The following is a 22,973-nucleotide window of genomic DNA, read 5'->3' as shown; positions in this document are numbered from 1 at the left end:
GACGGGCACTTCCGGACGGCCCGCCTGTTACTCGCCGACGGTCCAGGTTTCGGGGCCGGTGAGCAGGGATTGCAGCGAGCCAGGGCCGACGGGTTTGCGTTCGCGGGCCGTGGCGGCCTGGGCGCGGACGCCGTCGTCGTAGGTCGGGCGGGCGACCGCGCGGAAGACTCCGGTGACGACGTGACCCAGATCCTGATCGGAGAGCCGGGACAGGGCGTAGGCGTACTCCGGATTGTCGGTATAGGCGTCGTGCACGATGATCTCGGACTCCTCGATCTGCGCGGCTGGGACCACCGCGAGGCCGAATCCGGATCGGACCACCGCGAATTCGCCGTCCGCACCGAACCGGACGGGCCGACCGTGCCGCAGCGGGATCAGCCGCGATTCGGCCTCGCCCTTGCGCAGCACATCGAAGGACCCGTCGTTGAAGATGGGGCAGTCCTGGAGGATCTCCACGAACGAGGTGCCGCGATGTTCGGCGGCCGCGCGCAGCACCTCGGTCAGGCCGGCGCGATCGGAATCCAGTGCCCGTGCGGCGAACGTGGCTTCGGCGCCGAGCGCGACCGACAGCGTGTTGAACGGGTGATCCACCGACCCCATCGGCGTGGACTTGGTGATCTTCCCCGGCTCCGAGGTGGGCGAGTACTGGCCCTTGGTGAGGCCGTAGATCCGATTGTTGAACAGCAGGATCGTCATGTTCACATTGCGGCGCAGCGCGTGGATCAGGTGATTGCCGCCGATCGAGAGCGCGTCGCCGTCACCGGTCACCACCCAGACCGACAGATCGGGCCGGGTCACCGCGAGGCCGGTGGCGATCGCGGGCGCGCGGCCGTGAATGGAGTGAATGCCGTAGGCGTCGAGGTAGTACGGGAACCGGCTCGAGCAGCCGATCCCGGAGACGAACATCAGGTTCTCCCGGCGCAGACCGAGATCGGCCAGGAACGAGCGCATCGTCGCCAGGATGACGTAATCGCCGCAGCCCGGGCACCAGCGCACCTCCTGATCGGAGGTGAAGTCCTTGACCTTCTGCGGGCCCGCGGCGGCGGGTACCCCGGACTGTCCGGTGAGGCCCAGATCGGTTCCGACGAGCGAGGTTTCGGTAATGGTCATCGGTTGCCCCCGGTCACGAAGTAGGTGGCGCGCGCCCTGGCGCCGAACGCCTTGTCCTGTTCGAGTTCGTCGATCGAGCCGTCCAGGGCGGCGTCGATGACGCCGACCAGTTCCTGTGCGGAGAACGCGGTGCCCGCGACCTTCGTCCACGGCCGCACGTCCACCAGGTATTTCGCGCGCAGCAGCCGGGCAAGCTGGCCGCCGTTCATTTCCGGCGCGACCACCGTGCGGTAGCGCCGCAGCACCGTATCGAGGTTGGGCGGCAAGGGATTCAGATGGCGCAGATGCGCTTGCGCAACCGCGACGCCGCGCCGTCGCGCCCGGCGACAGGCCTCACCGATCGGGCCGTAGGAGCTGCCCCAGCCGAGCAGTAGCAGGTCGGCGTCGCCGCCTGGATCGTCGACTTCGAGGTCGGGTACCGCGATCCCGTCGATCTTGGCCTGCCGCAGCCGCACCATGAGTTCGTGATTGGCCGGTTCGTAGGAGATGTCGCCGCTGCCGTCGGCCTTCTCCAGGCCGCCGATCCGATGCGTGAGTCCGGCGGTGCCGGGCACCGCCAGCGGCCGGGCCAGGGTTTCCGGGTCACGCGCGTAGGGCTGGAAATCCTCGGTACCCTCAGGCGCGAAGCCGGGATCGATCGGCGGCAGCGACGCGACCTCCGGAATCGACCACGGCTCCGAACCATTGGCGATCGCGCCGTCGGACAGCAGCAGGACCGGCGTGCGATAGGTGAGCGCGATGCGCGCCGCCTCCACGGCGGTGGCGAAACAGTCGGCGGGCGAACGCGGTGCGAGCACCGCCACCGGCGATTCGCCGTTGCGGCCGTAGAGTGCCTGGAGCAGATCGGCCTGTTCGGTCTTGGTCGGCAGGCCGGTGGACGGGCCGCCGCGCTGGACGTCGACGACCACCAGCGGCAGCTCCGTCATCACCGCCAGGCCGATGGTCTCGCTCTTCAGTGCCAGCCCCGGTCCCGAGGTGGAGGTGACGCCGAGCGCGCCGCCGAGCGAAGCGCCCAGTGCCGCGCCGATTCCCGCGATCTCGTCCTCGGCCTGGAAGGTCGTGACGCCGAAATTCTTGTGCTTGCTCAGCTCGTGCAGGATGTCGGAGGCGGGGGTGATCGGGTACGTGCCGAGGAACACCTCCAGCCCCGAGAGTTGCCCCGCCGTCACCAAACCGTAGGCCAGCGCGGTGTTTCCGGTGATCTGCCGGTAGGTACCCGGCGGCAGGGCCGCGGGCGCGACCCGATAGGTGGTGGCGAACGCCTCGGTGGTCTCGCCGTAGTTCCAGCCCGCCCGGAACGCCAGCACGTTCGCCTCGGCGATCTCCGGTGTGGCCGCGAACTTCTCGCGCAGGAACCGCTCGGTGCCGCCGATCGGACGACCGTACATCCACGACAGCAGCCCGAGCGCGAACATGTTCTTCGCGCGCTGGCCGTCCTTCTTGCCGACCCCGGCGGGTTCGGTGGCGGCCAGGGTGAGCGCGGTCATCGACACGGTGTGCAGGACGAAATCGGTGAGGGTGCCGTCGGTGAGCGGATCGGCGGCGTAGCCGACCTTGGTGAGATTGCGCTTGGTGAACTCGTCGGTGTTGACGATGATCGTCGCGCCGCGGGGCAGCTCCGCCAGATTCGCCCGCAGCGCAGCCGGATTCATCGCCACCAGCACATCGGGCTGATCGCCCGCGGTCAGAATGTCGTAGTCGGCGATCTGTATTTGGAACGACGAGACGCCGGGCAGCGTGCCCTGGGGCGCGCGGATCTCGGCCGGAAAATTGGGCTGGGTGGCCAGGTCGTTGCCGAAAGCGGCTGCCTCGTGGGTGAATCGGTCACCGGTGAGCTGCATGCCGTCGCCGGAGTCGCCGGCGAATCGGATGACAACTTTCTCCAAACGGGTCTGTGCCATCAACCGTCACTTCCTGGTCGTAGACGGGTGCCATTGGCCAAAGTACTCCGAACGCGCGAATCCGCTCAGGCGAACAGCGCCAGTTGCGGATCGGCGGTGTGCTCCGGCTTGGTGTCGGGTGCAGACGGTAGTCTGGATTCCCTTGTCAGACCGTGTTTTCGCAAAAGCGGGTCCAAGCGTTCGCGCAGCCACGCCGCGTATTCGGGGGAGACGTACGCGCCGCGGCCGTAGAGCTGGCGGTAGCGGCGCAGCAGCGCCGGATGCTCACGTGCCAGCCACTCCAGGAACCAGCCGCGGGTGGCGCCGCGCAGATGCATCGGAAAGGCCACGGCCGAGGTGGCGCCCGCGGCGGCGATCGCGCCGAACAGCTCGTCGAGATGCGCCCGGCCGTCGGTGAGATACGGAATCACCGGCGCCACCATCACATTCACGTCGAATCCGGCATCGGTGAGTGCGGCGACGAGTTCCAGCCGGGCGCGCGGCGAGGGCGTGCCGGATTCCAGACCGCGATGCAGCTCCGGATCCAGGATCGCGATCGACACGGCGACCTGGACCGGCACCTCGTGCGCCGCCTGGGTGAGCAGCGGCAGGTCGCGGCGCAGCAGCGTGCCCTTGGTGAGAATGGAGAACGGGGTGCCGGACTGGGTGAGCGCGCGAATGATGCCCGGCATCAACCGGTATCGGCCCTCCGCGCGCTGATACGGGTCGGTGTTCGTGCCCAGCGCCACCGGCTCCCGGTGCCAGGAACGCCGGCCGAGTTCCCTGCGCAGCACCGCGGCGATATTCGTCTTCACCACGATCTGCGCGTCGAAATCCCGGCCGGCGTCCAGATCCAGATACTCGTGGGTGGGGCGGGCGAAGCAGTACCGGCACGCGTGCGAGCAGCCGCGCATCGGGTTGATCGTCCAGTTGAACGGCAGATTCGACGCTTCCGGCGTCTTGTTCAAGGCGCTCTTGCAGAGCACTTCGTGGAAGGTGACGCCGTCGAACTCCGGGGTCTGCACAGTGCGCACGAACCCGGCCCGGTCGAGACCGGGCAGTGCGCCGTCGTCGGCGTCCAGGGTCTGGTTCTGCCACCGCACCCTGTCAGTCGAACATGTGTTCTATGTGGTGTCAAGCGATGCGGCGGATGTCCTCCGCGGCGAAACCGGCCGGGTCGTTGAAGAAGGCGACCAGGTCGCGCACGGTCTCCTCGGTCGAGCGCGGCTGGTAGCCGAGTTCGGCGGTGGCCTTGCCGTGATCGACGAGGGGGGCCGAGACGATCGCGCCGAGCGCGGCCTTGGAGAGCACCTCGCTGCCGATCAGCTTGCCGATCGGTTCCAGTACCGGCATGACGCCCGCGACCAGCTTGGCCGGAACGGTGAACCGCGGGCCCTTCTTGCCGTTGCAGTTCGCCGACATCCGGCACAGGTCCATATTGGTGGCCATGGCGCCGCCGAGCAGATAGTTCTCGCCGGTGCGGCCCTTCGCCGCGGCCAGCGTCAGGCCGATCGCGACGTCGCGCACGTCGACCATGTCGAAGCCACCGCTGATCATCGCGGGCAGCTTGCCCTTGGAGGCGTCGGAAAGGAACTTGTTGACCCGCGAGAGCGGCGTGCAGTGATCGGCCGGTCCGAAGACGCCCGTCGGGTTGCAGATGACCGCGTCCAGGCCCTTGTCGATGACCTTGCGCAGCTCGATCTCGCCCTGCCACTTGGAGCGGTCGTAGACCGGCAGCGCGGGGTCGGTGGAGCGGACCGTGGACTCGTCGATCCGGCCGCCGCAGGTGTACTGGTTGAACGCGTGGATGGAGCTGGTGTGCACCATGCGCCGCACGCCGACCTCGAGCGCGGCCTCGGCGACCACCCGCGCGCCCTCGGTGTTCACCTTCCAGGCCAGATCGTTCTTCTCCGAGAGGGTGATCACCGCGACCAGGTGATACACCAGCTCGTTGCCCGCCAGGACCTTCCGCATCGATGCGGGATCGAGGACGTCGCCGGAGACCCAGGTGACCCGGGGGTCGGTAGGCTGTTCGGGGACGACCCGATCGATGGCGGTAACCTCGTGGCCCGCCGCGGTGAGCAGGGGGAGCAGGTTACTGCCCAGATAGCCGGCTGCGCCGGTCACTGCGACCTTCATGCGAACGAGAATATAGAACTTGTTCTAATTTGCAACACGTTCCAGTTGGGCATCCGGACACCTGTATCGGCTCGAAAACTGTCGCCCTTCTCAGCTATATTGAGCGCCAACCGTAGCGGCAGGTTAGAACGCTAGGTGGCGAAACACGGATGTTCACAACAACTTGGGGGGTGCCAACTTGACGAATAATCTCTCGGCGGACACTGACGCGGTAAGGCTGTTCGGCGCGCAGAACGCGAGCATCGCGAGTCAGATATTCGGGGTGGCGAATGTCGATTCCGCGGCCAGCATCGCCGCCATGACACCGGTCTTCGGTGTGATCGGGGCCGACTTCCTGATGAGCTTCGCCGCGGCCCAGATCCTGCAGTCCAAGGACATGAACGAGCTCGCGGGCAAGTACACCGACCTGGCCACCAGCGCGCAGACCGCGGCCCAGGAGTACCTGTCCCAGGATCACGTCAACGCGGTGCACCTGGCAGTGCAGAACAACAAGATCTTCTGAGGCGGGGGACATGAAGCCGATCGATTCCGGCAATACCGGCGTGATCGCGCCACAGGACATTCCGGCCACGGAGTCCATGGCGCGCGCCGCGACCACCGCGCCCGCGCCGGCGGCCACCCAGGCCGCTCAGGCGGGCATCCCCGACGTGCCGCTCGGGCAGTGGCCCGCCGATGTGGACGAGCCCGAGTCGCCCGCGCTGCTGCTCGCCCGCAAGGTCGCCGAGGAACAGCAGAACAACGCCGCCGTGCCGGTCGGCCTCGGTGGCTTCCCGGGCCTGTCCGGCGAGCCGATCGCCGAGGCGCAGAACCTGATCAGTGCGGTGCCGACCGATGTGTCGAGCCTGCTCAGCGGCGCGAACACCGCCATCACCGAGGCGGCGCAGCAGGCCCAGACGGCGGCCACCACCGCGCTCACCTCGGGCGATCTGGTCAAGCAGGTCCAATCGGTCGCCGATACCTCGGGGCTGGCCGCGGTCATCAGTGATCCGAACGCCGCGGTGAACTCGCTGCTCAACGGTGGGGCGGTGGCCGGCCTGCCCGGCGTCGACCAGCTGTTGAGCCCGATCCTGGAGCTGCTCAACAGCTTCGGTACCGGCGTGCTCGGCTCGTTCGACCCGACCCAGATCATGAGCACCGCCTCCTCGGTCATCCAGTCCGCGATGGAGGTCGGACAGAGCGCGATCAGCAGCGTCTCGAGTCTCTGGGAGGGCAACGCCTCCGATTCGGCGACCACCGCCGCCCAGCAGGCCAATACCCAGGGCACCGAGACCAGCCAGCGCGGTTTCGACATCTCCGATCTCACCCAGAAGGCCGCGGCCGTGGTGCAGACCGGCAATATCCAGCTCTCCGAGATCGCAACCTCCTTCGCCTCCCAGGCGGTGGGTATGGCCAGCGTCATCTGGACTCCGCCCGGCCAAGCCGCGCTGGTGGCCTCGGCCACCCAGCACCTGGGCAGCGCGCTGTCGGTGGTCAACGCCACCCGCGGCGATCTGTCCGGCAAGACCACCGAGCTGAACGCGATGCTCTCGAATCTGGTCGGCCAGAGCGGATTGCCCTCCGCCGAAGAGGTCGCGCAGACAGTGGCGCAGAACGCCGAATCCGTGGCGACGAAGGCGCAGGAAGCCGCCACCTCGGCTCAGTCGGCAGTGAGCTCCGGGTCCCCGTCGTCCACCACGCCCGCTTCGACCAACCCGGCCGCCACCACCACCGGTACCCCCGGCACCACACTGGGGACAGGGACGCCGCGCACCTCGACCGGCACCCCGCGCACCGGCACCGGCACGCCGAACTCGGGTACCCCGAAGTCGGTATCCGGTGTGCCCGGCACGGTCTCGCCGCTGCGGGCCGCGACCGTCCCGGCCAGCCTCGGCACCGGTCTCGGCGCGTCGACCAGCCCGGCCAGCGCCGGTAACTCGTTCATGGGCAGTCCCGGCGCGGCCGCCGCCAACCGCAACGGCAACGACGACGACGACGATCACGACCGCACTGTGCAGCCGTACCAGAGCCTCACCGGCAACGACGATCTCACCGGCCCGCTCGGTGAATCGACGCCGGATGTCATCGGCGCCACCCATTCCGATGAGATGCTCGGCATGGATTACGAGCAGGACCAGTTCTAGTCGCACGAACAACGGTGCCCCACCTCCCCAGTCGGGAAGTGGGGCACCGTTTTTCGTCGGTGCTCAGTCCTCGACGAACGCGTCGAGCAGCCTGCGATACAGCGCGGCGAAGCGGATCCGGCCGTCCTGCTGCTCCGGGGTGAGCCCCGCGGTGACGCCCGGCGCGTAGACGATCAGATGCAGCTCCTGACCGCGGGTCTCGGGCAGGAAGTCGATGATCTGCTTACTGTCGTCCGCGCCCTGCGGTTCGCCGAAATCCACCTCCGACAGCGCGCGGATCTCGGCCTGCGCGGCGCGCAGCACGTCCGCGCGCAGCGAGCCCACCTGCTGGCGCGGCGGCACATCCGGTGCCCGGTCGGCGGCCGTGGCATCGGGCTTCTTGATCGCCCGGCCGTCCGGGTAGACCTCGAGCTCCGGGCGCAGGTCGTGGCGATCGGACCAGCCGTGCGGGATGGTGGTCAGCGTGATCTCCGCCAGCGTGGGCGGATCGGCGGACGGGTCGGCGTCGGGTTCGGCGAGGGCCGGTCCGGAACCGACCGCGCACAGCAGAACCAGAAGCAGCAGAACCGATTTCGTCTTGCGCATGAAACCCCTATTCGTGGGAACCGGGTGGTGCGGCGACGTGCTCGAGACAGCGCCGATCATTGTGACAGCGCGGCGCTCGGCCCTGCGCAGCCGGTCACCGCAGGGCGGGCGGATTGCGCAGATCGGTAGCGCGGAACGTGTCGCAGCCGTCCAGCCGGCCGGACTTGTACCCGGCCAGGAACCAGGCTTGCCGCTCGTCGGAGGACCCGTGCGTCCACGCCTCCGGATTGACCCGGCCGGAGGTCTTGCGCTGGATCCGGTCGTCGCCGACCGCGGCGGCCGCCGAGAGCGCGTCCTTGACGTCCTGGTCGCTGAGTGGCTGCAGGAACGGCTCGCCGCCGCCGGGAGCGGGCTGCCGGTCGGCGAAATGCGCCCAGATCCCGGCATAGCAGTCGGCCTGGAGTTCGGTGCGCACGGCGCCGGACTCCGGGCCGTTGGGATCACGCTGGGCCCGGCCCAGATCGCCGAGCAGATTCTGCACGTGATGGCCGATCTCGTGTGCCACCACATATTCCTGTGCCAATGGTCCGGTGCTCGCGCCGAACTGCGTGGTCAGTTCGTTGAAAAAGCTGACATCGAAGTAGGCGGTCTGATCCAGTGGACAGTAGAAGGGGCCGACCGCGCTGGTCGCATTGCCGCAGCCGGTGGCGGTGGCGCCGGAGAACAATACGACGTCCGGCTTGATGTACTTCGATCCCGACTGCCTGGGAAGCTCGGTGCCCCACACCGCGTTCAGACTCGTCACCGTCCCCGCGACCCGGCAGTCCAGGAACTTGTTGGCGTCCGCGCCGGTTTTGCAGTGATCGGGAGTGCCCGCGGTCGGCGCGTTGTTCGGATCCTGTGCGCCGGTGAATCCGCCCATCATCGATCCCGGATCGCCGCCGAGCAGCAGGACGACCACCGTCAGGATCAGACCGCCGACGCCGCCGCCGAGCGCCATCCGCCCACCTCGGCCGGGACCGCCCCCGGACCTGACCGCGTCCGGATCGATCTGTGCGCCCTCGTTGAAGGTCATGGGTGTCGCTCCTGAGTATCGAGTGGCCGGTCACGCGCAGTTCGTCAGAGCGTCTACAGCTTGACACGGTGGGCTCGGCAACGAGCGGCGGACGGCGAACGTGTCGCGTCGGTGACCACTCCCGGGGGCTGCGGGCCGGAGCGGCCGCGTTCGCGCCGGTCACGGGCACCGCCCTTATTAGGGTTGGGGCCCGGCCTGTCGCTAAGGTGATAGCGCACCGGGACGGGGAGCAGGCCCGGTGCCCGCAATCGTCGAAAGGAATACCGTGCTGCGCACCCACTTGGCTGGTTCGCTGCGAAGCGAGCACACCGGTCAGACCGTCACCCTCACCGGATGGGTGGCCCGGCGGCGTGACCACGGTGGCGTGATCTTCATCGATCTGCGTGACGCCTCGGGCGTCGCGCAGGCGGTGTTCCGCGAGGGGGCCGCGGCCGAGCAGGCGCACCGGCTGCGCGCCGAATTCTGCGTCCGGGTCACCGGCGTGGTCGAGCAGCGACCGGACGGCAACGAGAACCCGGAGCTTCCGACCGGTCAGATCGAGGTCAACGTCACCGAGCTCGAGGTACTCAACGAGAGCGCGCCGCTGCCGTTCCAGCTCGACGAGCAGCCCGGCGAGGAAGCCCGCCTCAAGTACCGGTACCTGGACCTGCGCCGTGAGGGCCCCGCGCACGCCATGCGGTTGCGCTCCAAGGCCAACGCCGCCGCCCGCGAGGTGCTGTCCCGGCACGAATTCGTCGAGGTGGAGACCCCGACGATGACCCGCTCGACCCCCGAGGGCGCCCGCGACTTCCTGGTGCCCGCGCGCCTGCAACCGGGCAGCTTCTACGCGCTGCCGCAGAGCCCGCAGCTGTTCAAGCAGCTGCTCATGGTCGGCGGTATCGAGCGCTACTACCAGATCGCGCGCTGCTACCGCGACGAGGACTTCCGCGCGGACCGTCAGCCCGAGTTCACCCAGCTCGACATCGAGATGAGCTTCGTGCGCCAGGAGGATGTCATCCTGCTGGCCGAGGAGATCCTCACCGCGCTGTGGAAGCTGGTCGGTCACGACATCACCACGCCGATCCCGCACATGACCTACGCCGAGGCCATGCGCCGCTACGGTTCCGACAAGCCGGACCTGCGCTTCGAGGTCGAGATCACCGAGATGCAGGAGTACTTCAAGGACACGCCGTTCCGGGTGTTCCAGTCTCCGTATGTCGGCGCCGTCGTCATGCCAGGTGGCGCGTCGCAGCCGCGGCGGCAGCTCGACGCCTGGCAGGAGTGGGCCAAGCAGCGCGGTTCGCGTGGTCTGGCCTATGTGCTCGTGCAGGAGGACGGCACGCTCGGCGGCCCGGTCGCCAAGAACCTCACCGATGCCGAGCGCGACGGGCTGGCCAAGTTCGTGGGCGCGGAGCCCGGCGACTGCATCTTCTTCGCCGCCGGCGAGCAGAAGGCCGGCCGTGCCATCCTGGGTGCGGCTCGCGGCGAGATCGCCCGCAAGTGCGGCCTGATCGACGAGAACGCGTGGGCCTTCGTCTGGATCGTGGATGCGCCGATGTTCGAGCCCACCTCCGACGCCACCGCCAGCGGCGATGTGGCGCTGGGCCATTCGGCCTGGACCGCCGTGCACCACGCGTTCACCTCGCCCAAACCGGACTCGCTCGACACCTTCGACACCGATCCGGGTGCGGCGCTGGCCTACGCCTACGACATCGTCTGCAACGGCAACGAGATCGGTGGCGGTTCCATCCGTATCCACCGTCGCGATGTCCAGGAACGCGTGTTCAAGGTGATGGGCATCAGCCACGACGAGGCGCAGGAGAAGTTCGGCTTCCTGCTCGACGCGTTCGCCTTCGGCGCGCCGCCGCACGGTGGTATCGCCTTCGGCTGGGACCGGATCACCGCGCTGCTGGCCGGGGTGGATTCGATCCGCGACGTGATCGCGTTCCCGAAGAGCGGCGGCGGTGTCGACCCGCTGACCGACGCACCCGCGCCGATCACACCGCAGCAGCGCAAGGAAGCGGGCCTGGACTTCAAGCCCGAGGACACGAAGAAGCCGAAGGGCGACTCCCAATAGGTCGGCCGCAGAACTCCGCCCCGCGCTCGAAACGAGCGCGGGGCGGAGTTCTTTCGTCGTGGGGCTCGGTCGCTCAGCGAGCCGGGGTGAGCAGACCCCCGCTGAGTACCCGATAGGCGTAGGTGACCGCGATGACGGAGATCGGCGCGACGACCAGCAGGCCGAATCCGCACAGCAGCGCGCCGAAGAAGGTCAGCACGCTGATCGCGACGACGAGCAGCAGCACGGACCCCACATTGGCGGCGACGAGCTTCGCGCTGGACCGGATCGCCTGGAACGGGTCCTGGTCCTGATCGATCACGAAATGCAGTGCGAACAGGCACAGGAAACCGATGATGATGCCGGGCAGCACGAACAGCGCCAGGCCGAGGAAGGTCGCGACGAAGGCGAGCAGCGCGGTCAGCAGGACATTGCCCGCATTGCCGAACTGGAAGAACGAGCCGAAAACCGGTGGGGTGCCGTCTATCTCGTAGAGCGCGCCGCGCACCATTGCGGCCTGGAGCAGCCACAGCGCCGCCATCACCGCCATGAACAGCACCATGAGCGTCAGGAACGAGTTCGGCTCGATCAGCACGACGATCAGCCAGAGGGCCAGGTAGATGCCGAAGCCGACCGCGGTAATGCCGAGCCAGGTAGCGAGATTCGCGCGGAACTTCTCCAGGCCGTAGCCCAGAGCCGCGCCCGCTTCGAGACCGGTGGGGGTCGGCGCGGCGGCCTGGTAGCCGCGTGCCGGTGGCGTGCCTGGTGCAGGCTGCGGCCCGTAGCCGGGTGGAGGAGCGCCGTAACCAGGAGGTGGTGCTCCGAATCCCGGTGGTGGTGTGCCGGAACCTGGTGGCGGAGCTCCGAATCCGGGTGGTGGTGTGCCGGAACCTGGTGGTGGTGCGCCGTAGCCGGGAGGTGGTGCTCCGAATCCGGGTGGTGGTGTGCCGGAACCTGGTGGCGGTGCGCCGTAACCGGGAGGGGGCTGCTGTCCGTATCCGGGTGGAGGAGTTTCGTAACCGGGCTGTGGTGTGCCGGACTCCGAGGGGGTGCCATGTGCGGGCGGCGGTGCGCTGTAGCCGGGCGGGGGCTGCTGACCGTACCCGAGCTGCGGAGTTTCGTAACCGGGCTGTGGGGTGCCGGACTCCGGTGGTGCGACGGAACCCGGTGGTGTGTCGTATCCGGCTGGTGGCGGGGTGCCGGGCGAGGCGTACTCGGGCGGCCGCGGGGAGCCGGCCGGGTCGCCGGGTGACGGAAAGCCTTGCTGTGCCGGGGAACTCTGCGGACCGGCCTGCGACTCGCCCGGTTCGGTGAACGGCGGGTAGTCGGCGGCGGGCTTGCTTTGTCCGCTTTGCCCGGGTTCGGCGTTGGGCTGCGCGGCTTCCGGCTCGCCACCCTGATGCTCGGGCGCGCCTCGCTCGGGTTCGCCCGGCCTGGCTTGCGGTGTGTCGGACATTCGTCGACCTTTCCGGCGCAACGGGTTTGCGGTGTGGCACACAGCAGTTCAGGATGAGAAAACCGGACGAACGCGCCTGATGTCAAGCGGACAGCGCAGCACCGGCAACCCCACCACAGACACGCCGAGCGACGCGGAAAGGTTGTGCAACCGCTCGCTAGAAGTGACCCGATGCGAGTAGCTTGAGAGGCGATGACCGCACTATTGGCCGAACGCGCCGCCGAAGTCGTGTCCGCAGCACAGCAATTGCTCACAAAGCGAATGGGTGCTCCGGTGAAGCTGAGCGATCCGATGGAACTCAGCGGTAGTGGTAGGACGACAGTCCTACGCGTGCGCGTATCCGAGAACGCCTTCTCACTGCCGCGCACCCTCATCGTCAAACAGGTTCGCGGCAATGCCGAGGAACGCCGCACCGGCGGGCTGGCGCCCGGCGTCGCCAGCATCGATTCGGCATTCCTGCGTGAAGCCGTCTCCTACCAGTTCACCACCGCGCTCAGCCGCGACCAGCGCCCCGGCGCCTACCTCATCGCGCACAGCCTGCCCGAGCGCCTGCTCATCCTCAGCGACCTCGGCGAGAACGCGCTGCTCACCCAGCAGTTGAAGTCCGGAGCCGAACCGGCCACCCGCAACGCGCTGATGGCCTTCGCTCAGGCGCTGGGCCGCATGCACGCCGCCACCGTGGGCCGCGAAGCCGATTTCGTGGCGCTGCTGCGCCGCGTCGATGTGATGCACCGGGTCGACGGCATTGCCCAGCAGTCCGAGACGGCGATCGCCGAGGTGCCCGGCCTGCTGCGGCGCGAACTCGGCATCGAGGTGCCCGGCGAGATCGCCGAACGCATCGTGCGCGGCAACCGGCTCTTCTCGGCCGGACGTTTCCGCGCGTTCAGCCCGTCGGACCTGTGCCCGGACAATGTCATCCTCAACGAGGAGGGCGCCCGTTTCCTGGACTACGAGTGGGGCGGCTTCCGCGACGCCACCCTCGACATCGCCTACGCGCTGGTGTCCTTCCCGGGCTGCCTGTGCGATTTCGAGCTGTCCCGCGAACGAGCACGGCAGATGGTGGAGGCGTGGCGCGCCGAGGTGGTCGGCGTGTGGCCGGCGCTCGCCGACGACACGGTCCTCGCCGAGCGCATCCTCGAGGCCCGCCTCATCTGGGTGTGGCTGAGCACGTACTGGTTCCTGCCCGCCGATCACGCGCGGATCGCCGCCGCACGCGAGCACGGACTGTCGGTGCCGCGGTCCGAGGCGCTGATCAACCGCTGGGTCGCGCTCGCCGAGGACGCGCGGTGCACCGGGGACGACGCGATCGGTGATTTCGCGGACGAAGTCGCTGCGATGCTCGAGGAACGCTGGTCCGAGTAGGGATGACGTCGCCGGCGCAACGCCGCTTCGCTGGGCGGAGTCGCCGGCACAACGCCTCACTTCGCTGCACCGTCCGCGCGTTGCGGCACGCACTACCTCAGAGCGCCGGACGCGTGCCGCACCCGACCATCGGACAAACCCTCACCTGCGGCACCCCTGGATCACGAAGCGCCGAGCGGCCCTGCTCTTCGAAACATCCGGGGGCTCTTCGAAACACCGGGGCGAACTGTCGAGCGCAGCGAGACAAGCCCGAAGCTGGACGGCACCGGGGAAGCGAAGCGCCCCCGGTGCCCGGTTGAGACTCCGGTCGCCGGGCCGTTAGCCGAACGAAGTGAGGCGTCGGCCCGGCGACCCCCTCAGAGGATCGGGGTCGGGCGCGGTTCGAGGCGGCCGCCGGAGCGGACCGCGAATGAGGCGCCGTGGCGGAGGCCGGTGTTCGGGTCTTCCACGTCCTGGACGTAGAACCAGTCCATTTGGGATTGGTCGGGGGTTACCTCGAGGACGCCGTAGCCGTGGGATTCGAGTTCTACGTAGCGCATGTGGTGGTTGATGCCCTTGATGCTCTCCTCGATCGGGAGGGCGGCGGTGCGGGGTGGGGATTGGAGCATTTCGCCGATGCTGGCGGAGGTGATCGAGGGGACGACGAACTCGGCGCCGACGGTCGGGCCCGCCGGGTAGGCGGCGGCCTCCAGGGGGACATCGGAGGCCCAGGAGGAGTGGATGTCGCCGGTGAGGAACACGACGTCGGAGACCTGGTGGTCGTGCAGGGCGGTGAAAAGGGTGCGGCGGTCGGCGGTGTAGCCGTCCCACTGGTCGGCGTTGGCGGGGACACCGGACTGCGGGAGGCCGAGGGCGTCGGTGAAGGCTTTGCCGGTGGCCGGGTCCAGGGGCGGGAAGACCAGCGGGGCGATCATCACCGAGGTGCCGATGAGTTTCCAGCGGGTGGGGGCGGAGGTGAGACCGGCGGTGAGCCAGTCCATCTGCGCCTTGCCGGTCAGGGTGCGGGCGGGGCTGTCGACATTGCGCCAGCCCGCGCCGGGCGTCACCTCTTCGTCGCGGTAGCTGCGCAGATCGAGCATGGACAGTTCGGCCAGTGTGCCGAAGCGCAGGCGGCGGTAGATCTGCACGTCGTCGCCGGAACCCTTGGCGCGCACCGGCATCCACTCGAGGTAGGCCTGGGCGGAGGCGGCGCGGCGGGCCGACCACGGGCCGTTGACGGCGGGGTCGTGGTGGTTGGCGCCGCCGGACCAGGAGTTGTCGGCGGATTCGTGGTCGTCCCAGGTGCAGATGAAGGGGAGCAGCGCGTGCAGGCCCGCGAGGTCGCCGTCGGTTTTGTACTGGCCGTGCCGGGTGCGGTAGTCGGCGAGGGTGACGATCTCGTTGACCGGGTCGTGGTCGCGAACGGCGCCGGTCCGGCCGCCGTATTCGCCGCGGCCGTACTCGTAGATGTAGTCGCCGAGGTGGATGATCGCGTCCAGGTCGCCGCGGGCGGCGAGGTGGCGGTAGGCGCCGAAGTAGCCCGCCTCCCAGTTGGAGCAGGACACCACGCCGAAGCGCAGGCGGTCGGGTGTGTCGGTGTCGGCGGGCGCGGTGTGGGTGCGGCCGACCGGTGAGGTCTGGCCGAGTGCGCTGAATCGGTAGTGGTAGGTGGTGCCCGCGGTCAGGCCGGTCACGTCGACCTTGACCGTGTGGTCGGAGTCGGCGCCGGCGGTGTGGGTGCCCGAGGCGACCTGGGACGCGAAATCGGCGCTGGGCGAGATCTCCCAGCGCACCGTGACCGATTCGCCGCGGCCCGAGCCGGGGACGGCGTCGTCTGCGACGGTGACCCGGGTCCAGAGCACGACGGCGTTCGGTAGCGGGTCGCCGGAGGCGATGCCGTGCCGGAAGACCGGTCCCTGCGCGCGAGCGGTGCCGGTGAGCAGGGTGGTCGCGGCGGCGGCGACGGCACTGCTCTTCAGCAGGGTGCGGCGGCCGATCGCGCCGGGCGCCGAAGAATCTGAAACAGCTGCGTTTTCAGGCACGTCTATTGATCTCAGTCGATCGGCGAGCGCGTGGCAAGTCGAAACGCCCATGTGCTGGTCGGATGTCCAGATCCGGTGTGATGTTCACGCGGGGCTCAGCCGGGTTGGGGGCCGGACTTGTCGGAGGTCCCCGGTACGGTCGCAATCATGACCGTGCGCTACTCCTGCCTGCCCGTCACCGGCGAGGTACGGGCATGACCGACGGGCTGTTCGACATGCCCGGGGCCGCGGCGGAGTCCGAGGCCGCGGGCCGCGTCGAATTCCGCGGGGCCGGGTCGTCGGTACCGCTCGCGGTGCGGATGCGGCCCGCATCGCTGGACGAGGTGGTGGGCCAGCAGCACCTGCTCGGCCCCGGCTCGCCGCTGCGGCGGCTGGTGGAGGGCTCGGGCGCGGCCTCGGTGCTGCTCTACGGTCCGCCCGGCACCGGCAAGACCACCCTGGCCTCGCTCATCTCGCAGGCCACCGGTCGCCGGTTCGAGGCGCTGTCGGCCCTGTCGGCGGGGGTCAAGGAGGTTCGCGCGGTCATCGATCTGGCCCGCCGCCGATTGACCGTCGGCGAGCAGACCGTGCTGTTCATCGACGAGGTGCACCGCTTCTCCAAAACCCAGCAGGACGCCCTGCTCGCGGCGGTCGAGAACCGGGTCGTGCTGCTCGTCGGCGCGACCACCGAGAACCCGTCCTTCTCGGTCGTCTCACCGTTGCTGTCGCGCTCGCTGGTGCTGCAACTGCACTCGCTCACCGACGCCGATATCCGCCAGGTTCTGCGGCGCGCTGTCGAGGACCCGCGTGGTTTCGCGGGTGAGTACACGGTCACCGAGGCGGCGCTGGACCACATCGTCCGGATCGCGGGCGGCGATGCCCGGCGCTCGCTCACCGCGCTCGAGGCCTCCGCCGAATCCTCGCTCGACGGCACGGTCGATGTCGACCTGGTCGAGGCAAGCGTCGACAAGGCCGCCGTGCGCTACGACCGCGGCGGCGATCAGCACTACGACGTGGTCAGCGCGTTCATCAAGTCCATCCGCGGCTCCGATGTCGATGCGGCGCTGCACTATCTGGCCCGCATGATGAGCGCCGGGGAGGATCCGCGCTTCATCGCCCGCCGCCTGGTCATCTCGGCCAGCGAGGACATCGGCATGGCCGATCCCACCGCACTGCAGGCGGCGGTCGCGGCGGCGCAGGTCGTGCAGTTGATCGGCATGCCCGAGGCCCAGCTCACGCTCACCCACGCCACCATCCATCTGGCCACCGCGCCGAAATCCGGCGCGGTCCCGGCCGCGCTCGGCGCGGCCATGTCCGATATCGCGGCGGGCAAGGCGGGCCAGGTACCCGCTCACCTGCGTGACGGCCACTACGCGGGCGCGGCCGCGCTCGGCAATGCCCAGGGCTACAAATACCCACACGACGATCCCGACGGTGTGCTCGCCCAGCAGTACCCGCCCGACGAATTGGTCGGCCGTGATTACTACACCCCGACCGACCACGGCACCGAGCGCGAGATCGGTCCGCGCGTGCAGAAGCTGCGCCGGATCGTCCGCGCGAAGTAGGCGGGTCCGGGCCCGGAAAAATCGGATGCACCGTCCCGGTAGGCTGGATACCTGTGCAGACCCACGAGATCCGACGGCGATTCCTGGAACATTTCGTCCGTGCCGGCCACACCGAGGTACCGAGTGCCCCGCTGAGCCTGGACGACCCGACCCTGCTCTTCGTGAACGCGGGCATGGTTCAGTTCAAGCCGTTCTTCCTGGGTCAACAGGCAGCGCCCTACACCCGCGCCACCAGCGTGCAGAAGTGCGTGCGCACCGGTGATATCGAAGAGGTCGGCGTCACCACCCGGCACAACACCTTCTTCCAGATGGCCGGCAACTTCTCCTTCGGCGACTACTTCAAGGAAGGCGCCATCACCTTCGCGTGGGAGCTGCTGACCAAGTCGCAGGAGGAGGGCGGCTACGGCTTCGATCCGGAACGCCTGTGGGTCACCGCCTACAACGCCGATCCCGAGGCCGCCGAGATCTGGCGGACCAAGATCGGAATCCCGGAGCAGCGGATCCAGTTCCGCGACGGCGAGGACAATTACTGGGACATGGGCGTGCCCGGCCCCGGCGGCCCCTGCTCGGAGATCTACTTCGACCGCGGCCCGGCCTACGGTAAGGAAGGCGGCCCGGTCGCCGACGAGGACCGGTACCTCGAGATCTGGAACCTGGTCTTCATGCAGGACATTCGCGGCGATCTCAGTCCCAAGAAGGGGCACCCGCCGATCGGGTCGCTGCCGAAGAAGAACATCGACACCGGTATGGGCGTCGAACGTGTGGCGATGCTGTTGCAGGGCGTGGAGAACGTCTACGAGACCGATCTGCTGCGCCCGATCATCGCCAAGGCCGAGGAACTCACCGGCAGCTCCTACGGTGTCGACGCCGAGGGCGACCGCCGTTTCCGCGTCATCGCCGACCACGCGCGTTCGGGCGCCATGCTGATCGCCGACGGCATCAACCCGGGTAACGACGGCCGTGGCTACGTGCTGCGCCGGCTGCTGCGCCGCATCGTGCGCTCGGCTCGCCTGCTCGGCGCCGACAAGCCGGTGATCGGCGAATTCATGAAGACCGTCAGCGATCTCATGTCGCCGTCCTACCCGGAGCTCGGCACCGATTTCGCGCGTATCCGCGATGTCGCGGTCGCCGAGGAGGCCGCGTTCCTCAAGACGCTCAACACCGGCTCCAAGCTGTTCGCCGACGCCGTCGACGAGGTCGAAGCCAAGGGCGCCACCACGATTCCGGGTTCGGCGGCGTTCAAGCTGCACGACACCTACGGCTTCCCGATCGAGCTCACCCTCGAAATGGCTTCCGAGGCCGGTCTTTCGGTCGACGAGGCCGGGTTCCGCTCGCTGATGGCCGAGCAGGTCGCGATGGCCAAGGCCGACGCGCAGGCCCGCAAGCACGGGCACGCCGACCTGTCGATCTACAAGGAGTTCGTCGACCGCGGCGAAACCGAGTTCACCGGCTTCGACGAGCTCACCTCCGAGGCCACCGTGCTGGCGCTGATCGCCGACGGCGTGCGCGTGCCGGTCGCCACGGCGGGTCAGGACGTCGAGGTGATCCTGGATCGGAGCCCCCTCTACGCCGAATCGGGCGGGCAGATCGCCGATCGCGGCTCCATCACCGCGACCGGTCTGAAGGTGACCGTCAACGACGTGCAGAAGATCGCCAAGAAGCTGTGGGTGCACAAGACCACGGTCGAGCAGGGGCAGCTCACCGAGGGCGATATCGTTCTCGCCCAGGCGGATCCGGCCTGGCGGCGCGGCGCCACCCAGGGGCACTCGGGCACCCACATGGTGCACGCGGCGCTGCGCCAGATCCTGGGACCGAACGCCGTGCAGGCGGGCTCGATGAACAAGCCCGGCTACCTGCGCTTCGACTTCAACTGGACCGGTCAGCTCACCGAGAGCCAGAAGGCCGACATCGAGGCCGTCTCCAACGACGCCGTGGGCGCGGACTTCCCGGTGAACACCTTCGTGACCGACCTGACCAAGGCCAAGGAGATGGGCGCGATGGCGCTCTTCGGCGAGAACTACGGTTCCGAGGTGCGGGTCGTGGAGATCGGCGGCCCGTTCTCGATGGAACTCTGCGGTGGTACGCACGTGCAGCATTCCTCGCAGATCGGCCCGATCACGCTGCTCGGCGAATCGGCCATCGGCTCGGGCAAGCGCCGCGTGGAGGCCTTTGTCGGCCTGGACTCCTACAAGTACCTGGCCAAGGAGCGTGCGCTGCTGGCCGGTGTCGCGTCGAGCCTGAAGGTGCCCTCCGAGGAGGTGCCGGCGCGAGTCGAGCAACTGGTGGAGCGGCTGAAGGTGGCCGAGAAGGAACTCGAGCGCACCAAACTGGCCGCCGTGCTGTCCTCGGTGTCGGCCTTCGTCGATCAGGCCGAGCGGATCGGCGGCGTGCTGCTGGTGGCGGTGGCCGCGCCCGAAGGCGTCGGCGCGGGTGATCTGCGCACGCTGGCCACCGATATCCGTGGCCGCTTCGGCACCGATCCCGCCGTCGTGGTGCTGCTCGGCAATGCCGACGGCAAGGTTCCGTTCGTGGTGACCGTCAACAAGCCCGCCCAGGAGCTCGGCTTCAAGGCCGGTGATCTGGTCGGCGCGTTCGGTCCCAGCATCGCGGGCCGTGGTGGCGGCAAGCCGGAGATGGCGCAGGGCGCCGGTGCGGATCCCTCGGGTATCGCCGCCGGGCTAGCGGCGGTCCGGGCGCGGGTGGCCGAACTGGCCTCCTGAGATGGCGGAGGAGAACCCAGAACTGCCCGAGGGCGGGCACCGGCCGGATCCGGCGACCGACCCCGGGCGGGGCAGGCGCATCGCGATCGATGTCGGCAGTGTCCGCATCGGCGTGGCGTCAAGTGACCCTGACGGCATCCTTGCGACACCCGTCGAGACGGTGCCGCGCGCCAAATCCGGTGCGCGCGGAGGCGGTCCGACACCCGACATCGCCAGGATTGCCGAAATTGTGCGCGAGTACGAGGCAGTGGAGGTCATCGTCGGCTTGCCACGCACGCTGCGCGGGGAAAAGGGGACCGCGGCGGGGTTGGCCATGGCATTCGCCAAGAGTTTGCAAGCCAGTATTGCCCCCGTGCCGATCCGGCTTTCCGACGAACGTTTGACTACGGTGTCAGCTGCACGTGCATTGCGGGACAGTGGAGTACGCGCGCGTGGCCAGCGCCGAGTCATCGATCAGGCGGCGGCCGTGTCGATCCTGCAAGGATGGTTGGACGAACGGAGTGCGGTGTTGAAGTCGGGCGAAGAGGCAGCGTCGTCGGAGGGCGATGCATGACGGATCGATGGGCGCGCGCCGAGGAACATTTCCGGCAGCGCGAGGCCGATCGCCGCTATCGGCGTGACGAAAAGGCGTGGGCCGATGACCGCCGCCGTCGCGCGGCCACGAAGACGCCGGAACCCGATCGCTGGGCCAATTACGACGACGACACCAACGTCATCCCGCGCTACACCGACGACGACGATCCGCTCTACGACGGCCCCGGCCGCTATGACGACGAGGACTTCGGCGCCGCAAGCGATTTCGACGACGATTTCGACGAACCCGAGCAGCCGGAACCGCCGCAGCGGAAGCCGGTGCGCACCGCGACCCGCACCAGCGCCCGGACCGCTACCCGCGCCACCCGCCGGGCCAAGCCCGATCGGCCCGCCAAGTCACCGCGCGGTCGCCGGTCGTCGCGGGCCGCCTCACGCAAGGCGGCCGAACGCAAGAAGCGCCGCCGCAGCATGTGGATCATCGGCGCGGTGCTGACCGTCCTGCTCGTCGGCGCGGCCGGATTCGCGATCAAGAAGTTCGCCGAATCCTTCGGCCCGCCAGCCGATTACGCCGGTCCGGGTGGTCCGCTCGTGGTGGTGCAGGTGCATCCCGGCGATACCGCCAGCCAGATCGCCGACTCCATGCTGGAGAAGGACGTGGTCAAGAGCAGCAGCGCGTTCTACCAAGCGGCCATGCGGAATTCGGCCATGACCTCGGTGCAGCCGGGTTACTACGCCATCCCCAGCAAGAGCCCCGCCGCCGACGCGGTGACCACACTGGTCGGCAAGGGCTCGCGGGTCGGCAATCTCGTTGTCGCCGAGGGGCGATTGCTGCACGACCAGCACGATGTGAAGACCGGTTCGACAACCGAAGGGCTGTACACGAAGATCTCGGCCGCCAGCTGCGTCGGCATGGCGACGCAGCAGAAGTGTGTCAGCGCACAGGATCTCGCCGCCGCGGCAGCGAGCACCGACCTGGCCGCGCTCGGCGTCCCGGCGTGGGCGATGGAATCGGTACGCGCCGCGCCGGACCGCAGCCGCCAGCTCGACGGCCTGCTCGCCGCGGGCACCTGGGATTTCGATCCCAGCGGTACGCCCCAGCAGATCCTGCGACAGCTGATCACGCAGAGCGCCGCCGGTTACGAGGCGACCGGCCTGCTGCAATCGGGTGCGCAGACGAACCTGACGCCCTATCAGACGCTGATCGCCGCGTCGCTGGTCGAGCGGGAGGCCTCGCCGGGGGACCGGGCGAAAGTCGCGCGGGTCATCCTGAACCGGCTGGCCGTCGACCAGCCGTTGCAGTTCGACTCCACCGTCAACTACGGGCTGGACACCACCGAACTCGCCACCACCGACGACGACCGCGAGACCAAGACGCCGTGGAACACCTACGCCATGTCGGGGCTGCCCGCCAACCCGATCGCCGCGCCGTCGCTGGACTCGTTGCGCGCCATGGAGAAGCCGGAACCGGGTGATTGGCTGTACTTCGTCACCGTCGACGCGAAGGGCACCACCATGTTCACCGCGAGCTACTCCGAACACCTGCGCAATATCCGCATCGCCCAGCAGAGCGGAATCCTCGACAGTGGACGCTGACCGGCGCAAAGCCGCGGTCCTGGGTAAGCCGATCGCACATTCCCGCTCGCCGCAGCTGCACCTGGCCGCCTACCGCGCGCTCGGCCTGCCGTGGACCTACGAGCGGATCGAATGCTCGGCCGAGCAACTGCCCGGGCTGGTCGACGGGCTCGGCCCCGAATGGGTCGGACTGTCGGTGACCATGCCGGGCAAGGAGGCCGCCCTCGCGTACGCCGACGAGCGCACCGAACGGGCCGTACTGGTCGGCTCGGCGAACACGCTGGTGCGCACCGCCGACGGCTGGCGCGCCGACTGCACCGATGTCGACGGCGTCCTCGGCGCGCTGCGCGGCGGCGGTGTCGGCGCGCTCACCGAGGGGGTCGTCCTCGGGGCGGGCGGCACCGCGCGCCCCGCGCTGCTCGCGCTGCGCGAACTCGGCGCGAAGTCGGTCACCGTGGTGGCGCGCAGTCTCGAAAGGGCTCGCAGCGCAGTGGAACTCGCCGAGGAGCTCGGCATGATCGTCGCCGTGTCGGATTTCGACCCCGATGCCGTGCGGTCGGTGTGCGCGAGCGCCGGAGCCGTGGTGAGCACCGTCCCGCCGGAGGCCGCCGCCGCGGTCGCGGAATCGGTCGCCGTCGCGCCGATCGTGCTGGACGCCATCTACAACCCCTGGCCCACCCCTTTGGCCACGACCGTGGCGCGCGCGGGCCACATCGTCGTCAGTGGTTTGCAGATGCTGCTCAACCAGGCCTACGGCCAGGTCGAACAGTTCACCGGCCGCCCGGCCCCCCGCGCCGAGATGGCCGCCGCCGTCGACGTCCGAGATGCCCACCGCGCCCGGTTCAATTTCTGATACGGGTTCTAGTTAGGTTTCGTCTAG

The 22,973-nt window shown here is 68.8% G+C and carries 17 protein-coding genes; 9 read left to right on the top strand and 8 right to left on the bottom strand.

The annotated features are described in order from the left end of the window. Positions 1–27: 27 nt before the first annotated feature. From ACFVMC_RS19690 to ACFVMC_RS19675, 4 genes are all read right to left on the bottom strand, one after another. On the bottom strand, positions 28–1,110 hold the full coding sequence (locus tag ACFVMC_RS19690; RefSeq protein WP_379212109.1) for a 2-oxoacid:ferredoxin oxidoreductase subunit beta: 1,083 nt from the start codon (positions 1,108–1,110) through the stop codon (positions 28–30). After that, positions 1,107–3,011 (bottom strand): 2-oxoacid:acceptor oxidoreductase subunit alpha, encoded by a 1,905-nt coding sequence (locus ACFVMC_RS19685; RefSeq protein ID WP_379212107.1) that lies wholly within the window; start codon positions 3,009–3,011, stop codon positions 1,107–1,109. The genes ACFVMC_RS19690 and ACFVMC_RS19685 overlap by 4 nt, the downstream gene beginning before the upstream one ends. A gap of 65 nt (positions 3,012–3,076) precedes the next feature. Beyond that, the gene (locus ACFVMC_RS19680) at positions 3,077–4,093 is read right to left on the bottom strand and encodes an Rv2578c family radical SAM protein (protein ID WP_379212105.1); all 1,017 of its coding nucleotides are present in this window, start codon (positions 4,091–4,093) and stop codon (positions 3,077–3,079) included. Between the two features lie 31 nt (positions 4,094–4,124). Beyond that, complete coding sequence (locus ACFVMC_RS19675) at positions 4,125–5,129, bottom strand: NAD-dependent epimerase/dehydratase family protein (protein WP_379212103.1); 1,005 nt, start codon at positions 5,127–5,129, stop codon at positions 4,125–4,127. A 178-nt stretch (positions 5,130–5,307) separates the two neighbouring features. Here ACFVMC_RS19675 and ACFVMC_RS19670 point away from each other — a divergent pair, with 178 nt between their 5' ends. Together ACFVMC_RS19670 and ACFVMC_RS19665 are read left to right on the top strand one after the other, a co-directional pair. Further along, on the top strand, positions 5,308–5,631 hold the full coding sequence (locus ACFVMC_RS19670; protein WP_379212101.1) for a type VII secretion target: 324 nt from the start codon (positions 5,308–5,310) through the stop codon (positions 5,629–5,631). Positions 5,632–5,641: 10 nt separating this feature from the next. Beyond that, positions 5,642–7,249, top strand: coding sequence for a hypothetical protein (locus ACFVMC_RS19665; RefSeq protein WP_379212100.1), 1,608 nt, complete (start codon positions 5,642–5,644; stop codon positions 7,247–7,249). 63 nt (positions 7,250–7,312) lie between these two features. On the opposite strand, the gene ACFVMC_RS19660 is transcribed toward ACFVMC_RS19665, so the two are convergent. Continuing rightward, entirely contained in the window at positions 7,313–7,834 is a 522-nt protein-coding gene (locus tag ACFVMC_RS19660; protein ID WP_379212098.1) for a hypothetical protein, read from the bottom strand. Between the two features lie 94 nt (positions 7,835–7,928). Further along, positions 7,929–8,849 (bottom strand): neutral zinc metallopeptidase, encoded by a 921-nt coding sequence (locus tag ACFVMC_RS19655; protein WP_379212096.1) that lies wholly within the window; start codon positions 8,847–8,849, stop codon positions 7,929–7,931. 265 nt (positions 8,850–9,114) lie between these two features. On the opposite strand from ACFVMC_RS19655, the gene aspS reads away from it, so the two are divergent. Continuing rightward, entirely contained in the window at positions 9,115–10,905 is a 1,791-nt protein-coding gene (gene aspS, locus ACFVMC_RS19650; RefSeq protein WP_379212437.1) for an aspartate--tRNA ligase, read from the top strand. A 73-nt stretch (positions 10,906–10,978) separates the two neighbouring features. On the opposite strand, the gene ACFVMC_RS19645 is transcribed toward aspS, so the two are convergent. Then, on the bottom strand, positions 10,979–12,340 hold the full coding sequence (locus ACFVMC_RS19645; RefSeq protein ID WP_379212094.1) for a hypothetical protein: 1,362 nt from the start codon (positions 12,338–12,340) through the stop codon (positions 10,979–10,981). Positions 12,341–12,532: 192 nt separating this feature from the next. Between ACFVMC_RS19645 and ACFVMC_RS19640 the strand changes: the two genes are divergently transcribed. Then, positions 12,533–13,702, top strand: a complete 1,170-nt coding sequence (locus tag ACFVMC_RS19640; protein WP_379212093.1) for a phosphotransferase family protein — start codon at positions 12,533–12,535, stop codon at positions 13,700–13,702. 356 nt (positions 13,703–14,058) lie between these two features. Here ACFVMC_RS19640 and ACFVMC_RS19635 read toward each other — a convergent pair whose 3' ends face one another. Then, the gene (locus ACFVMC_RS19635) at positions 14,059–15,774 is read right to left on the bottom strand and encodes an alkaline phosphatase D family protein (RefSeq protein WP_379212091.1); all 1,716 of its coding nucleotides are present in this window, start codon (positions 15,772–15,774) and stop codon (positions 14,059–14,061) included. Between the two features lie 143 nt (positions 15,775–15,917). On the opposite strand from ACFVMC_RS19635, the gene ACFVMC_RS19630 reads away from it, so the two are divergent. Genes ACFVMC_RS19630 through ACFVMC_RS19610 form a run of 5 tightly spaced genes read left to right on the top strand, consistent with a single transcriptional unit; the run spans position 15,918 to position 22,946 of the window. Continuing rightward, positions 15,918–17,267 (top strand): replication-associated recombination protein A, encoded by a 1,350-nt coding sequence (locus tag ACFVMC_RS19630; RefSeq protein WP_379212089.1) that lies wholly within the window; start codon positions 15,918–15,920, stop codon positions 17,265–17,267. 53 nt (positions 17,268–17,320) lie between these two features. Then, positions 17,321–19,987 (top strand): alanine--tRNA ligase, encoded by a 2,667-nt coding sequence (alaS, locus tag ACFVMC_RS19625; RefSeq protein ID WP_379212087.1) that lies wholly within the window; start codon positions 17,321–17,323, stop codon positions 19,985–19,987. Position 19,988: 1 nt separating this feature from the next. Next, positions 19,989–20,540, top strand: a complete 552-nt coding sequence (gene ruvX, locus ACFVMC_RS19620) for a Holliday junction resolvase RuvX (RefSeq protein WP_379212085.1) — start codon at positions 19,989–19,991, stop codon at positions 20,538–20,540. Beyond that, positions 20,537–22,114 carry an endolytic transglycosylase MltG gene (mltG, locus tag ACFVMC_RS19615; protein ID WP_379212084.1) on the top strand — a complete coding sequence of 526 codons (1,578 nt, stop codon included), beginning with the start codon at positions 20,537–20,539 and terminating at the stop codon, positions 22,112–22,114. Before ruvX ends, mltG begins: the two co-directional genes overlap by 4 nt. Further along, positions 22,104–22,946 (top strand): shikimate dehydrogenase, encoded by an 843-nt coding sequence (locus tag ACFVMC_RS19610; protein ID WP_379212082.1) that lies wholly within the window; start codon positions 22,104–22,106, stop codon positions 22,944–22,946. Before mltG ends, ACFVMC_RS19610 begins: the two co-directional genes overlap by 11 nt. Positions 22,947–22,973 lie beyond the last annotated feature (27 nt).

Origin of the sequence: Nocardia sp. NPDC127579 (genome assembly GCF_042672005.1) — a bacterium.
Lineage (GTDB): Bacteria > Actinomycetota > Actinomycetes > Mycobacteriales > Mycobacteriaceae > Nocardia.
This window is presented reverse-complemented; position numbering and strand designations above follow the sequence as displayed.